The organism is Roseivivax sp. THAF197b (genome assembly GCF_009363255.1).
Classification (GTDB): domain Bacteria; phylum Pseudomonadota; class Alphaproteobacteria; order Rhodobacterales; family Rhodobacteraceae; genus Roseivivax.
The window spans coordinates 1,719,105-1,733,792 of sequence record NZ_CP045318.1 but is presented as its reverse complement, the minus strand read 5'-3'; the positions used below and the strand labels follow the sequence as shown (position 1 = coordinate 1,733,792).

Sequence of the window (14,688 nt, the reverse complement as noted above, 5' to 3'; positions counted from 1 at the left end):
TGATGAGAACTTGCCTCTTCGTCGGTCTGCTTGCTGCGCTGATCGCCTTTCTTGTCGATCAGGCAACGAAGGCAATCGTTGTGTCCAATGCGACTGTTCTTAGTTCCGGCGTATCGGTCTTTCCCGGCTTCAATCTCATCTACCTGCGCAATGACGGAGTGACCTTCGGGCTTCTCGGCGGCGCGCCGTGGTGGAGCCTTGTCTTACTGGCGCTTGGCATCTGCGTCTGGCTGGCGTTCATGCTGGTCCGTACCAGCAGCCGGGTCGAGGCCATTGCCTATGGTGCGATCATCGGCGGTGCACTCGGCAATATTCTGGACCGCCTGCGCTATCGTGCGGTGACGGATTTCCTCGATTTCTACATCGGGACGGCGCACTGGCCTGCCTTCAACATGGCCGATGTTTTTGTGGTTGGCGGCGTGATGCTGCTGCTCATTGCGCCGTGGGTTGGCGCTCGACTTCAGACCGATTCATGAAGCCGGGATTGCCGCAGTTCGTTAGTGAGGACCTGAACCTGTTCCAGCGCATGGGTCTTGCCCTTGCTGCCGGCGGATTGACGGTTTTGACTCTTCCGCCGTTTTCTTGGCTCATCGCGGTCCCTGTCGCCTTCTCCGTGCTCTTTATCGTTCTCCGGAACATCTCAACCTCGCGCGCTTTACTTGTCGGTTGGGCTTTCGGACTGGGCCAATTCGGGATTGGAATTTCCTGGATCGCCGAGAGCTTTTACGTCGATGCCGAACGTTTCGGCGCACTGGCGATTCCGGCGGTCGCGGGTCTGTCCGCCGGACTTGCCATCTTCCCGGGCATGGCGGCGATGCTTTTTGCCGCCATCATGCAGCGCCGAGCTGTCGGCGGCATTGCGGCGGGCCTGCTGTTTGCAACCTGCTGGGTGGCCACGGAATGGCTGCGGGGTCATGTCCTGACAGGGTTTCCCTGGAACCTTGCCGCTTATGCCCTTGTCGACTATGCCGCCCTGCGCCAACCCGCCGCCTGGGTCGGAAGCTACGGTTTGGGCTTTCTCACGGTCTTCATCGGCATATTGCCAGGTGTGTTGACTGTGGCGGCGCCAAAGAGACGCGCGCCTGTTCTCGTGCTCTTCGCCGTTGCTGTGGCGGGTTTCTGGGTTGGCGGTGCGCTTCGGTCAGGGCAGGACGTGCCGCCGACAGACGTTGCTTTGCGCATCGTCCAAGGCAATGTGCCACAAGTCGAGAAGTGGGTACCGGGCAGCCGCCAGCGAACCTTGGAAAAATACCTGGGCTTGTCCGCGCAACCCGGACGTTTCGATTTGCTGCTTTGGCCGGAAACGGCCTTCCCCGGCTTTCTGGACGAAGATGCTGCGGCACGCGCGCGGATATCTGCAGCTTTGCCAGACGGCAGGATCCTACTGACAGGTGCGCCTGACCGAGTGGAGGGCGATGGGGGAACCAGATATTTCAACACGGTTCAGGCCTATGACGGCAGCGGGGAGGTTCTGACGGGGTATGCAAAACATCATCTTGTTCCGTTCGGGGAATATGTGCCCCTGAAAGGCTGGCTGCCCATCGAGCGGCTGACCGAAGGGTTGGGCGATTTCACGCCGGGACCAGGGCCGCGCACGCTGGCGATCCCTGGCGCGCCTCTGGTCGCGGTGGCGATCTGTTACGAGATCATCTTTCCGGGCCACGTGGTCGATGACCTTTTCCGCCCCGACTGGATATTCAACGCCACAAATGATGCCTGGTTCGGAACCAGCATCGGACCCGAGCAGCACCTCGCCTCCGCGCGGATGCGCGCGGTCGAGGAGGGACTTCCCGTGGTCCGGGCGGCCAACACTGGGATATCCGCGATCATCGACGCCAATGGAAATGTCGTCGCGCGTCTTGATACCGGGGAAACAGGCACCATTGATGCCGGCCTGCCGGGCGCGCGTACTCCAACGCCCTATGCGCGGTTCGGCGACTGGACCTTGTTGGTTCTTGTTTTTGGGTGCTGGGTCTTCGGCTGGCTGGCCAGTTTGCTCGGACGAGATCCCGATGCGCGGCATTTTGGAACGGAGGTATCCTGATGCTTGTGATCGTGAGCGCTATCGGAGGCGCGATCTGGGGTGGCTATCTGGCACGACGGAGGAGGGGGAATCACCTGGATATCCTCCAATATGCGGTAGCGTCTGCGATCGCCTTCGGACTTGTCGCCCTGTTTGCAACCATCGTGCTGTCGCGGGTTCTCGGCTAGCGAGCTTCGAAATTGCGCAAACGTGTCAGCGGCTTGAAGACCTGATAGCTCGAGGTCCCGATAGAGAATCGCGCGAATGTGCATCTAGGCGAGCTCATTTCTGATTGAGCCGTCGCTCGAACGCCTCCAATGTCGTCCCGCTGACGTGATGCTCGATCCCTTCCGCATCGCGTTCCGCGGTCTCTTCGTCGATTCCCAGGCTCAGAAGAAAGGCGACGACGACCCTGTGGCGGCGTCGACAGATCTCCGCGAGGTCCTGCCCGGCATCGGTGAGGAATATCGCGCGGTATGGCTCCCGCCGGACCAGACCAGCAGCCTTGAGCCGCGAGATGTTCTTGGTCACGGTCGGCGGCTTCACGCCAAGCCGCTCGGCGATCTCGACCGGTCTGGCCTCCCCGCGCGTCTCGATCAGTTCCGCGATCAGTTCGACGTAATCCTCCGCCATCTCGCTTTCATGTGCCTGACGCACGGTCGCAAAGCCATCGGCCTGCGCCTCGGGAGCCCGGTCGACCGCTTCGAATGGCTCACGCCCTTGTGATTGTAGCTTTGTCATACTCGGGACTTTGCAGCGAAACAGCGGGATTGACAACTTGTTTGCTTCGGGTAGATAAGTTAGCCATGTCTAACTTTTTACTTTGGAGGCCGTGGTGATGCGAAATATTATGAGAGTGCTGCTCGCCACACTCGCAAGTGCGCTCCTCCTGTCCGGACCTGTCGCCGCGACGCCGGCCAAGGAGGCGCCTTGGCTTCCCGAGGCAGCGGCCTACCGTCTGACGCTCTTTCTTGGAAATCTCGAGCCTCTGCCCTGGGACGACATCGAGACCGCCTGGACGGAACCCTACCGGGGTTCGGAATTCTCTGTCGGGGCGCTGGCGTGGCTGGACCGCAAAAGCGATATCGAGCTACCGAAACCGCCGGATCAATGACCGTGCGCCAGTGCTCCTTTCGCCATCTGCTCGCCCACCGGTTCTCCGCCTGAAGGCCCGGCCTCAACCTGATGGCCGTTCAGGAGCCGAAGTGCGTTGGCGACCACCAGCAGAGACACGCCTACATCCGCAGCAATGGCGCCCCACATTGAGGCCATACCGAACGCGGTCAGCCCGACGAACAGCGCCTTGGTCGCCAGCGATATGCCGATATTCTGGTGGATGATCGTCATGGCACGGCGCGAATGGCCGATAAGCCAGGGTACCTTGCCGATGTCGTCGGTCATCAGCGCGATGTCGGCCGTCTCGATCGCGGCATCCGATCCGACAGCGCCCATGGCGATGGCATAATGCGCCCGCGCCATGGCCGGTGCGTCATTCACACCGTCGCCGATCATCGCCACCATGTCGTGGCTTTCGACGAGTTCCTCAATGGCCGTCACCTTGTCTTCTGGCAAAAGTTCGGCGCGCACCTCGTCGATGCCGACTTCGGCTGCCACCGCGCGCGCGGTGCGTTCGTTGTCGCCCGTCAACATCACGATGGTCTTCACACCCTGCGCATGCAGACGCGCAACGATCCCCTTTGCATCTGGGCGGATGCGGTCGCGAAGCTCCAGTACGCCGGTCACGCCGGTCTCGTCACCCACGGCAACGAGGGTGCTCCCTGCCCCTTCGATCCGATCCCGCAGATCCGCCGGAATGGCATTGCCGAACCCCTTCTCTTCGGCGAAGCGATCCGAGCCGAGCCAGATAGCGCGCCCGTCGGCGCGTCCTTCCAGACCGCGCCCGGGCACGGTACGGGTGTCCTCTGCGGCAGACACGGAAACACCATCGGCTTCGGCGCGCGAGAGGATGGCGCGTGCCAGCGGGTGTGAAGACCGCGCCTCCAGGCTTGCTGCCAGCGCCATGAGATCGCGTGCGGAAACGCCGACCAGTGGGTGAACCGCCGCCACCTCAGGCTCGCCCATGGTGATCGTCCCGGTCTTGTCCATCGCCAGTGCCGTGGTCCGCCCCGGCGCCTCGACATAGGCGCCGCCCTTGATGAGCACCCCCGCCCGTGCCGACGCGGTCAGCGCTGCCACGATGGAGACCGGCGTAGAAATGACCAGCGCGCAAGGACATGCGATGACCAGAAGGACCAGAGCATTGTAGAACCAGTAGTCCCAGGCGCCGCCGAGCAGCAGTGGCGGCACCAGCGCGATGGCGATCGCCAAAGCCATCACGATGGGTGTGTAGATGCGCGCGAACTTGGCCACCCACTGTTCGACCGGCGCGCGGCGGGCATGGGCATCGCCCACCATGCGAATGATTTTCGCGAGCACCGTGTCCGAGGCGGCCTTCGTCGCCCGCACCGTCAGTGTGCCCTCGCCGTTGATCGTGCCGGCATAGACCTCGTCGCCTGGTTCCTTGGGCACTAGCGCGCTTTCCCCAGTAATTGGGGCCTGATCGACGGCCCCTGCCCCGTCCACGACCTCACCGTCGAGGGGGATCCGGTCGCCGCCGCGCACGATAAACCTTGCATTGACTGCCACGGCCGCGGCCGGAACGTCGGATTCAGATCCGTCGTCGTAAAGAACCCGCGCCGTTGGCGGCGCCAGATCGAGGAGCGCGGAAACCGCATTACGCGCCCGCCCCACGCTCCAGCTCTCAAGATAAAGCGAAAGCGAGAAGAAGAAGGCGACCGTCGCGGCCTCAAAAAACTCGCCGAGGCCGATGGCGCCCGCGACGGCCACCACCATGAGCAGGTTCATGTCGGGGCTAAGCCTCCGCGCCGAAGACCAGGCCTTGGGCGCGACAAGCCAGACGCCAAAAAGAATCGCGACGGCGAAGATCCCTGCTTCCACCATAGGCATAGGCACCTCGCCATGGCCCGCAAAGAGCCCGAGCGCGCCGCCCATGCCGGTCTCGACAATGTGAAAAAGGAATCCCGCCGCCCAGAAGCCGCCGCTCAACGAGGTAAAGCGCTTCTGACGTGCCAGATGCGCCGCCTGGTCCTCTGCTGCGTTGTCGGCATCCCATGGCTTGGCGCTCATGCCGGTCGTTGCGACCAACTGCGTGACTTCGTCGTCTGGTATCCTCTCGGCGCTATCGAGGATGGTCATTCGCCCGTTGATCACGTCGAATGCCAGGTGTTCGGTTCCGCCCACTTTCGGCCCGACAACCCGGTTCAGGATCGCCACCTCTTCGGCGCAATCGAGCCCGGAGACCTGAAAGCTCCTTCCGCCAGACGGCGCTGGCGCCGTGGACGCGACGTCCTTGCTGGCGTCGCAACAGGAGTTGCCTCTTGGGTCAGAATGCTCTTGATCACCCGGATGGCCGTGATCGTTGCGGTTGCCGTCGGAAGACATGGATTGACCTCAGGATTCATTGATTCCACATTGACATAGCCCCTACAGTAACTAGAGCTTCAAGGGCAACAAGTGGATATTCGTCCAGCAAGAAAGGCGCCCTGCGGAGGCTTGAAGCTAGCCGCCCCCTTGAAACGACGCGGTTGGAGCAACGCTTGCCGGTACGAAGCGATCAGAATGAGTGAGGTAGACATGCAGAAACGAAACGCGCCGATTATCGCAGCGACATTGGTGCTTGCTGGCTGCGCGGTGCCAACGCTGGACGACGGCGGCGCTCGCAACGAAGTGGGAAGTGTTCCCGAGGCCGTCATTGCCCTTGCTGCGCCTGGTCAGGATCTCACCACGGCGCGGCTTCGTCCCGAGGATGGCTGTTATTGGTATGAACACAGCGGTCCGGTGGAAAACACCTTGGTTCCGCTACGCTCGGCAGGTGGCAACCCCATCTGCACTTCGCGCCAGTCCTGATCAGCCCATAGATGCGTCAAGCCCACGCGTAACACATGATGCGCCAGTCAACTTCTCGGGGTGACGCTGTCTTCCGCCGAGTACAGGAATGCCGTCGAGCCAATCTCGACGTTGGGATAGAGATCATTGATGTGTGCCATGACCATTCGGACGCAGCCGGAACTCGCACGGCCGCCAATGCTTCTTGGATACGGTGTCCCGTGAATCCTTAGATAGGTGTCTCGGTCGCCGACGAAGAGATAGAGGGCTCGCGATCCGAGCGCGTTTTCAGGTCCGGGTTCCATACCGTCAGCGATATCGGCGTAGAGCTCTGGGTCGCGGTCGATCATGTTTTGTGTCGGCTGCCAATGCGGCCACCTGACCTTGCGCTTGATCGTATAGGTGCCCGGTTCGTAAAGTTTACCGCGCGCGATCGCCACGCCATAGCGCATCGCCGTGCCGCCTTCTTCGATGTGGTAGAGATAGCGCGCAACAGCATCGACATGGATATCACCGGGTACAAGTCCGTCCTTCGCGAGGACCCGCTGTGGCAGGAAGCGAGGGTGAAGGCCCCAAGGGTTGGACGTGGCCGGGTCGTAGCCGGGAGGTGTAACCTGTGCGTCCCAAGCTGCCTTCTGCGCATCGGTAGGCCACGTGTCTGCAAGGAGCGGGCTGGATATCGATGCCGAAAACAGCGCGGTGGTCGTCTGGATGAAATGTCGTCTTGTCAGCATATAGATTGCTCCGTTCACGCATTGGACGGCAAACCGAACCTTACCCCGAACGCAGTGTTGTTCGCCCGGGAAGGAGTGAGGCGTTATTGGCAACTTGCTCCATGGTGCCGTTCTTTGTCGGTGGCTTAACTCCTAAAGCTACTAGAGGTTCAAGAAAATTTTCTGTTATCAATAGACGCTGCTACTAATGGAGCTATCCGATCCGTCCCAGAACCGGAAATACGTCGAGCATCCAGTATGACAGCGCGCTCAACTGCCCTGTCATCATCGCCAGCCCCATCAAGATCATCACTATGCCCGCAAGCTGGTGGAGGCGGCGGCCAACCCGGCCGATGGCCCGCAACCGTCCCGCGATCTGGTCGGTGGATCCGGCCACGATCAGAAACGGTATTCCAAGGCCGGCGGAATAGACGGCAAGCAGCATGATACCTTCGCCCATCGTGGCACTCGCCGCACTGGCTGTCAGGATCGCGCCGAGGATCGGGCCGATGCACGGAGTCCAGCCGAAACCGAAGGCAAGACCGAGGACATAGGACGCAGCGGGTTGGCCCCCGGGGATGTTGAGATTGAATCGGAAGTCGCGTTCCATGACCGAAACACGCGCGGCTCCTATCATGAAGAGCCCGAAGAAAATGATGATGCCGCCCCCAACGAGGTTGAGTTCATACCGCCACCGAAGCAGGGCCTGACCCATTGCAGTCGCGGATGCGCCAAGCCCCATGAAGATGGTGGAGAAGCCGAGGACAAAACACAGGCTCAGCCAGACCGCGCGCGACGGCGAAGCGCCGACCACCCCGCCCTCAGCGGCTGTGCGCCCGGTTACGTAGGAGACATAACCTGGCACAAGAGGTAGCACGCAGGGGGACAGAAATGATATCGTGCCGGCTAGGAGGGCGGCGGTGAGGGCGCGCGCCAAGTGATGTCTTCGTCGACCCAGATCAGCAGGGACCCCCGCTTGCGCAGCGATGCGTTGTAGCTGGACCAGTTGGTCGTACGATAGCGGGCGGGAGATGGGTTGCTCATGGAATGCCCGCAACCGGCTTGTCGCTTCCGTCCGCTTGGGAGGGATCGATAACGTATCATCGACCTAGTGGTGCCCACATGGCAGGCTATTTCAATGGATAGATTTTTCTCTATCAGTATGCCCGCGGCCCAGTTTGTTAGAAATGTCCTGCTGTTCAGCTTCGCTGCATTACTGCCGGTCCTGTTGTTCTACGTCTTACTGGCTCCGGGCTTTGCTCCGGCTCTTGCTGCCGGCGGACCGGCACTCATGCGCTTTCTAAGGCAGGTTGCGACCAACGGTTTGCCCGTAGTTTTTGCCGTCAACTATGTCAGTTTTTTCCTTTTCGCTATGACAAAGCAACCAAAGGCGGGCTCAAGAGACACGGCGTTTTTCGTGCTGGTCGATGTGTTGCTCAGAGCCCTTCTCTTTCCAGGTCTACACGCGCTTATATACGTTCTATCTGCCGACTGGTTCGGGTCATTCGGCGGCAATCGTTCAACCGCCTTGGCGGTTGTGTCCCCGACTCTTGCGCGCTCAGCGTTTTTCGAGAACATCTCCGGCGTTTACCTCTATGCGACCATGATAAGCGCGTTGCCGCTCTACGTTTCGGCTCTCGGGCGGTCGGAATTTCTTGGACCGATTGTTCGTCGCTTGCCCATGAACACAAGCGTGATGCTGCTTGCCCTGGCTGCGTTTGCCTTGTCGGTCGGGCTGATCACGATCGGCGCACAAGGCATCGCATCTCTTCAGGCCAGGTGATGGCAGGCTAATCACCGTGGGCGTGGGCGGGGGCGACTTGCGGTGCCACCCATTGCGACAAGTAAACGCGCTGGAAGGCGAACACAGCGATCATCCCAGCAGCCGCGTAGAGAACAATCATCGGGTCGCTTTGAAGCTTCATCACGGTGAAAGCTGCCAGTACAACTACATCGAGCGCCAGGGCAGTCAAAAGCACGATACCTGAGGCGCCGACGTCTGCTCGACGATAGTGGAACACGCCCCAATGTATGATCATGTCCATGACAAGGTAGAAGAAAGCACCGAGGGATGCGATCCGGCCAAGATCGAAAAGCACGGCCAACGTCGCGGCGATGACAACGGTATAGACCAGCGTGTGGCGTTGGATAGGGCCGGACATACCGAAATGGCTGTGCGGGATCATTTCCATGTCGGTCAGCATCGCCAGCATACGCGACACCGCGAAGACGCTGGCCAGAACGCCCGATGCGGTTGCGACAGCGGCTAGGATCACCGTCAATATGAAGCCGGTTTGTCCAAGGGCGGGCTGCGCCGCTTGTGCAAGAGAATAGTCACGCGCTGAGATGATCTCCTCGATCGTCAGACTCGAACCAACCCCGAAGGCGACCAACAGGTAGGCGACGACGCAGATCCCGATCGAGAACATGATCGCTCGGCCAACGTTGCGGTTTGGTTCGGTGATCTCGGCCCCGCTGTTGGTGATCGTCGTGAACCCTTTGAAGGCGAGGATAGCCAGCGCCGTGGATGCTATGAAACCCGTGATGCCATAGGATTGAGGCGTCTCGGAAGCCGCAGCGAACGCAAAACCACTAGACCACAAAGCAGCGATGCCGAACAGAGCTATGCCACCGATCTTGATTGCTGCCATAATCAATGAAAACAGCCCGACCGAGCGGTTTCCGGCCATGTTCACCAGAAAGGCGAAAACGATTACGGCCACGGCCAGAGCGGGGACCAATGGGCCACCTTCGATATCGAAAGGGCGCAAGACATAGGTGGCGAAGGTCCGGGCGACGAGGCTTTCCGCGATCACCATGCTGAGCGCCATCAGCAGTGCGGCCCCGCCCGCGATGGCTCCGGGGCCATAGCATTTCTGCAGGATCATGGCGATGCCACCCGAGGACGGCCATTTGTTCGACATCCTGATGTAGCTGTAGGCGCTGAAGATTGTGACGACCGCGCCGGCGATGAATGCAAGCGGGAAAAGCGGGCCGGCGAGCTGCGCGATTTGCCCCGTCAACGCAAAGATTCCAGCGCCGATCATCACGCCTGTCCCCATCGCAACGGCTCCGCCCAGACTGATGGAATTTTCGCGGTACGTTTCTTTTTCGCTCTGCATAAATGGCCCCCTTTTAATTTTGGTTCGTCCGAACGCTGTTGCGCGCTTCTAGATACGAACGCCGCGAAGGCGCAGCGAATTGAGCACCACCGAGATTGACGACGCGCTCATGGCGAAGGCAGCAAACATCGGACTGATGAGGATGCCAAAGAAGGGAAACAGAACTCCCGCCGCGACCGGCACGCCGGAGGCGTTGTAGATCAGCGCGAAGAACAGGTTCTGGCGGATGTTGCGCATCGTGGCCCGGGCGAGCCGCCGCGCACGCACGATACCATCAAGGTTGCCCTTGACCAGCGTGACGCCCGCGCTTTCGATGGCCACATCGGCGCCGGTGCCCATGGCGATGCCGACATCGGCCTGCGCGAGCGCGGGGGCGTCGTTGACGCCATCCCCGGCCATGGCGACCTTGTGGCCCGCCTCTTGCAACTCAAGGATGATCCGCGCCTTGTCCTCCGGCAGCACGTCGGCCCGGATCTCATCGATTCCGAGCCGCGTGCCGATGGCCTTGGCCGTGCGTTCGTTGTCGCCGGTCGCCATGATGACGCGGAACCCCAGTTCATGCAGATCCTCGATGGCTTCTGGCGTGGTCTCCTTCACTGGGTCGGCGACAGCAACTAGACCGGCGATCTCGCCATCCAGCACAACGAACATGACCGTCTCGCCTTCGTCGCGGCGGGCATTGGCCTTGGCGGTCAACGCGCCCGCCTCGAGCCCCAATTCGCGGATCATCGCCAAATTGCCGAGCGCGACCGCTTTGCCGTCAACGACCCCCTTGACGCCCTTGCCAGTGACCGCCTCGAAGTCCCGTGCCTCGTCCATTTTGACATCTCGCTCCTCCGCACCCCTGACGATCGCTTCGGCCAAGGGGTGCTCCGATCCGCGCTCAAGCGATGCGGCGAGACGCAAGACCTCGGCTTCGTCGTGGCCGGGTTGCGGGAGTACGTCGACAAGCCGCGGCTTGCCTTCGGTCAACGTGCCGGTCTTGTCGACGATCAGGGTATCGACTTTCTCGAACCGCTCCAGCGCCTCGGCGTTCTTGATCAGCACCCCTGCCTGAGCGCCCCGTCCTGTCGCTGTCATGATCGACATCGGTGTCGCCAGGCCAAGCGCACAAGGACAGGCGATGATCAGAACCGCCACCGCCGAAATCAATGCGTAGGAAAGCGCAGGCGCGGGCCCCCAGATCGCCCAGGCGATGAAGGACAGGACCGCGATACCGATGACGGCCGGAACGAAATATCCCGCCACCTTGTCGGCGTATTTCTGGATCGGGGCGCGCGAGCGCTGCGCGTTCGACACCATCTCGACAATTTGAGCCAGCATCGTGTCGGACCCGACACGCGTCGCCTCCATCACCAGACTGCCGGTGCCATTGATCGTCGCGCCGGTCAGCGGGTCGCCCTCGGTCTTCTCGACCGGCACGGGTTCACCGGAGATCATGCTTTCGTCGACCGAGGACCGGCCGTCCAGAACCACGCCATCGACAGGCACCTTGTCACCGGGCCGTACGCGCAGCCGGTCGCCGACCTGCACGTCCTCCAGCGGGATCTCCTCTTCGGAGCCATCGTCCCGCATGACCTGCGCGGTCTTGGCCGCCATGTCGAGCAGCGCACGGATCGCCTTTCCGGTTCCTCCACGTGCGCGCAGCTCCATCACCTGGCCGAGCAGAACGAGCGTCACGATCACCGCCGCCGCCTCGAAGTAGACGCCGACATGGCCTTCGGCGTCTCGGAACCCATCAGGGAATATGTCCGGTGCGAGAACAGCAACGACGCTGAACAGCCAAGCGGCCAGAACGCCCATGCCGATCAGCGAGAACATGTTGAGGTTCAATGTGCGGAACGAATTCCATCCGCGTTCCAGAAACGGCCAGCCGCACCACAAGACCACTGGCGTTGCCAGGATCAATTCGATCCATTGTGTGGTGCTTTCGCCAAAAAAAGTCCGGACTGCGGGGAAACCGACGAAAGGCCCCATCGTGAGGACAAGGAGCGGGATCGTCAGGACTGTGCCGACCCAGAACCGCCGTGTGAAATCCACCAGTTCGGGATTTGGACCTTCATCGCCCGGCACACCGGATTCCAGTTCCAATCCCATACCACAGATCGGACACGCGCCCGGATCAGGCTGCCGCACCTGAGGGTGCATCGGGCAGGTGAAAATGGGACCATCATGTCCTGTAGGAACCAGATCATATCGGCCATCGGCCGGCGTGGCACCCGCGTGGTGTTCTTGATGATCATGTGCTGAATGGACCTCGAGCTCCGATTCCGGCACGAGGTGCATCCCGCATTTCGGACATTTGCCGGGCTCAAACTGCCGCACCTCAGGGTGCATGGGGCAAACGAATACCGAGGAAGCTGCTGTGGTTTCAGAACTGTCGGGGGTGCTCATTTTGCGGTCCTTTCCGAGAATGCTTCTCTTGCTTGGGGCTTCCATCCACAGGAGGGTCAAGAGAGATCAGTACGGCGATTACATTGCGGCTCTGCGGGGTGGCGCTGTCCGGCCCCGTTCCCGCCGGGCGAACACGATCAACGCCAGCCCGACCAGCACCATTGGCATGGAGAGCAACTGGCCCATGGTCAAACCCCACTCACCAAAGTGGAGCGCATGGCCAATTGGGTTATCTTCCGTCACGAACTGCTGGTCCGGTTGCCGGAACATCTCGACGAAATTTCGGGCAAGACCATAGCCGGTCAGAAACACGCCAGCCAAGGCACCGGGCATTTTCAGCCAGCCCCGGCCCCAAGCGAGATAAATGAGCAGTATTCCAAGAATGAGCCCCTCCAATACCGCCTCGTACAGCTGGGACGGGTGTCGGGCGCAGAGGCCGCTAACCCCTGGGCAGGCCTGCGCGACTTCGCCGGGAAAGATCACCGCCCAGGGAACGTCCGTTGGACGCCCCCACAACTCATTGTTGGTGAAGTTCGCCAGCCTTCCAAGAAACAAGCCTGGTGGTGTTGCCAAAGCCAGCAAGTCGCCAGTGCTGAGCAATGACGCGTTCTGTCTAAGGCAGAACAGCAAGGCCGCGATGACAACTCCCGCGAACCCCCCGTGGAAAGACATGCCGCCTTGCCAGACCATCAGAATTTCCAAGGGATTGGCGAGATAATATGCGGGCTGGTAGAACAGTACAAAGCCCAGGCGACCACCAGCAATCACGCCGATGATGATCCACGTCAGAAGATCTTCGATCTGCGTTCGGTCAAGCGGCGGTCCAGCTGACGTCCAGAGCGCGGGACGGCTTATGGCACTCGAACAAATGCGCCAGCCAATCAGGATACCGAAGATATAGGCTAGCGCGTACCAGCGGAGTGCGAATGTGACCCCCCCGATGTCGAAGGAGAAGAGGTCGGTTCCAATATCCGGAAATGGCAATCCCGCTGGCAGCACTGGGTGAGTTCCTCATCAGGAATTTACGTGGGGATTAGATGGCATTGATCGAGCACCGCTAAAGGCGCTCGATCTGCGACAGGGCATCCAACGCCCATCCCGCCATCACGCGGTGTCGAGGGCGTCCCGAAGGAGATCGCGGACTTCGCCGGCGACCGCGTCCAGGTCTTGGTTCTGCACCGCCTGCATCGAAGCGACAGGATCGACCGCGCTGACCTCGGTGTCGCCGTCCAGTTGCCGCAGGATAACATTGCAGGGAAGCATCGCACCGATGCGAGGCTCTATCTCGATGGCTTTGTGCGCCATGCCCGGATTACAGGCCCCCAAGATGCGGTAAGGCGGCATGTCCGCATCAAGTTTCTTTTTCATCGTCGCTTTGACGTCAATCTCAGTCAGAACGCCGAAGCCCTTGTCTGCCAAAGCATCCCGAACACGCATCTCTGCGTCATCGATTTTGGTGTCTTTCAGGACGCGATCATAGGTATAGGCCATGGGAATTTTCCTTTCCGTGTCTCTATTTGTTGGCATACCGAGGCTAAACGGTTCAGGTCGCGGTTCGGTTCAATGTCCCGACCGCGAATGGTTTTGGGGTTGTGAGGACGGGTGCCGGAAAAAAACCGGCACCCATTGGCTCAGTTGTCCTGCATCATGGAGCCGTTGCCCATGCCCTGACCGTTGCCAGGCCGCGCAGGCGCATCTGCCATATTCGACCGCATCATCTGCATCCGCTCCATCCTATCGGCAGGAGCGGCCATCTCTTCCGGCGTCACCGCGCCGTCGCCATCGGCATCGAGGTGTTGGAAGCGATCCACCATCATTTCGCGGATCATCGCGCTGTGGAGAGCTTCAAATTCAGTAATCGAGAGGCTTCCATCCCCGTCGCTGTCAAACTCGGAAAGCTTGGCCTCCAGCAGCGTGCGCATTTCTTCCGGCGTCGTTGTGCCGTCTCCATCAGTGTCGAACATTTGCATCATGCCGCCAGCCATGCCTGGGCTCATCATACCACTGCCCATGCCTGGACCCATCATGCCGCCGCCCATCATGTTTCCGTGCATGCGCTTCATCATGTCCATCATGCCGCCCATGTTTCCCATCATGTCCGGACCACCATTCTGCATCATGACTGCCCCACCTTGGGCACCTGGTTGCCCACCGTGCCCATGGTGGGCATCCGCCAAGGCGGCGCCACCATAGGCGGTTGCAGCCAGGGTCAGTGCAGCGAGTAAAGTGTTGCGTTTCATTCCGATCACCTCGTGTCAGTGTTGCGATACCCACCATATGGGGGGCACCTGCAGATGCGGAATGCCACGCGAGCCGGTGTTTTGTATCGCGAGGTCACAAAGGCGGGGTCTGTTACAAATTGCGACAAATCAACTCGGGGCGAACGCTCCTCTTCATCTGAAACATGCGATATCCAGAAAAAAGGTGTCGAGGATCCGTATACCAACCGAAACCGAACCCATGTTTCGGTAGAGGTGAAATCCGGAAGAGTTGGTGTCGAGATTGCTAGAGGCCTTGAATATCCCGAAAA

At 60.6% G+C, this 14,688-nt stretch carries 14 protein-coding genes and 1 pseudogene; 5 read left to right on the top strand and 10 right to left on the bottom strand.

All coding sequences use genetic code 11. The features are described from left to right. Positions 1-2 precede the first annotated feature (2 nt). Together lspA and lnt are read left to right on the top strand one after the other, a co-directional pair. Complete coding sequence (gene lspA / locus FIV09_RS08640) at positions 3-476, top strand: signal peptidase II (RefSeq protein ID WP_007803461.1); 474 nt, start codon at positions 3-5, stop codon at positions 474-476. After that, a complete protein-coding gene (gene lnt, locus FIV09_RS08635) occupies positions 473-2,044 on the top strand; it encodes an apolipoprotein N-acyltransferase (RefSeq protein WP_152449580.1) in 1,572 nt (523 codons plus the stop codon). Before lspA ends, lnt begins: the two co-directional genes overlap by 4 nt. A 261-nt stretch (positions 2,045-2,305) precedes the next feature. On the opposite strand, the gene mntR is transcribed toward lnt, so the two are convergent. Next, a complete protein-coding gene (mntR, locus tag FIV09_RS08630; RefSeq protein WP_008327326.1) occupies positions 2,306-2,764 on the bottom strand; it encodes a manganese-binding transcriptional regulator MntR in 459 nt (152 codons plus the stop codon). Positions 2,765-2,861: 97 nt separating this feature from the next. On the opposite strand from mntR, the gene FIV09_RS08625 reads away from it, so the two are divergent. Beyond that, positions 2,862-3,137, top strand: a complete 276-nt coding sequence (locus tag FIV09_RS08625) for a hypothetical protein (RefSeq protein ID WP_012187175.1) — start codon at positions 2,862-2,864, stop codon at positions 3,135-3,137. On the opposite strand, the gene FIV09_RS08620 is transcribed toward FIV09_RS08625, so the two are convergent. Further along, on the bottom strand, positions 3,131-5,317 hold the full coding sequence (locus FIV09_RS08620; protein WP_007803450.1) for a cation-translocating P-type ATPase: 2,187 nt from the start codon (positions 5,315-5,317) through the stop codon (positions 3,131-3,133). The genes FIV09_RS08625 and FIV09_RS08620 overlap by 7 nt on opposite strands. Positions 5,318-5,662: 345 nt before the next feature. Here FIV09_RS08620 and FIV09_RS08610 point away from each other — a divergent pair, with 345 nt between their 5' ends. Further along, on the top strand, positions 5,663-5,950 hold the full coding sequence (locus FIV09_RS08610) for a hypothetical protein (protein ID WP_369817429.1): 288 nt from the start codon (positions 5,663-5,665) through the stop codon (positions 5,948-5,950). A gap of 47 nt (positions 5,951-5,997) precedes the next feature. Here the strand turns inward: FIV09_RS08610 and FIV09_RS08605 are convergent, their stop codons facing one another. The 3 genes and pseudogenes from FIV09_RS08605 to FIV09_RS08595 form a co-directional block, all read right to left on the bottom strand. Further along, entirely contained in the window at positions 5,998-6,663 is a 666-nt protein-coding gene (locus tag FIV09_RS08605) for a L,D-transpeptidase (RefSeq protein WP_007803448.1), read from the bottom strand. 193 nt (positions 6,664-6,856) lie between these two features. Next, complete coding sequence (locus FIV09_RS08600) at positions 6,857-7,579, bottom strand: cytochrome c biogenesis CcdA family protein (RefSeq protein WP_092813098.1); 723 nt, start codon at positions 7,577-7,579, stop codon at positions 6,857-6,859. Further along, positions 7,567-7,686: pseudogene (locus FIV09_RS08595) on the bottom strand (IS5/IS1182 family transposase); the annotation flags it as partial. The pseudogene FIV09_RS08595 and the gene FIV09_RS08600, both read right to left, overlap by 13 nt. 94 nt (positions 7,687-7,780) lie before the next feature. On the opposite strand from FIV09_RS08595, the gene FIV09_RS08590 reads away from it, so the two are divergent. After that, positions 7,781-8,425 carry a hypothetical protein gene (locus FIV09_RS08590; protein WP_092813095.1) on the top strand — a complete coding sequence of 215 codons (645 nt, stop codon included), beginning with the start codon at positions 7,781-7,783 and terminating at the stop codon, positions 8,423-8,425. Positions 8,426-8,432: 7 nt separating this feature from the next. Here FIV09_RS08590 and FIV09_RS08585 read toward each other — a convergent pair whose 3' ends face one another. The 5 genes from FIV09_RS08585 to FIV09_RS08565 form a co-directional block, all read right to left on the bottom strand. Beyond that, positions 8,433-9,764 (bottom strand): APC family permease, encoded by a 1,332-nt coding sequence (locus tag FIV09_RS08585; RefSeq protein ID WP_152449579.1) that lies wholly within the window; start codon positions 9,762-9,764, stop codon positions 8,433-8,435. A 48-nt stretch (positions 9,765-9,812) separates the two neighbouring features. Then, positions 9,813-12,101, bottom strand: coding sequence for a copper-translocating P-type ATPase (locus FIV09_RS08580; protein WP_371417773.1), 2,289 nt, complete (start codon positions 12,099-12,101; stop codon positions 9,813-9,815). Between the two features lie 135 nt (positions 12,102-12,236). Beyond that, positions 12,237-13,157: a prolipoprotein diacylglyceryl transferase gene (lgt, locus tag FIV09_RS08575; protein WP_027238585.1), complete on the bottom strand. Its 921-nt coding sequence runs from the start codon at positions 13,155-13,157 to the stop codon at positions 12,237-12,239. Between the two features lie 105 nt (positions 13,158-13,262). Then, positions 13,263-13,649: a DUF302 domain-containing protein gene (locus FIV09_RS08570; RefSeq protein ID WP_007803435.1), complete on the bottom strand. Its 387-nt coding sequence runs from the start codon at positions 13,647-13,649 to the stop codon at positions 13,263-13,265. 140 nt (positions 13,650-13,789) lie between these two features. Further along, entirely contained in the window at positions 13,790-14,398 is a 609-nt protein-coding gene (locus FIV09_RS08565; RefSeq protein WP_254702457.1) for an EF-hand domain-containing protein, read from the bottom strand. Between the last annotated feature and the right edge of the window lie 290 nt (positions 14,399-14,688).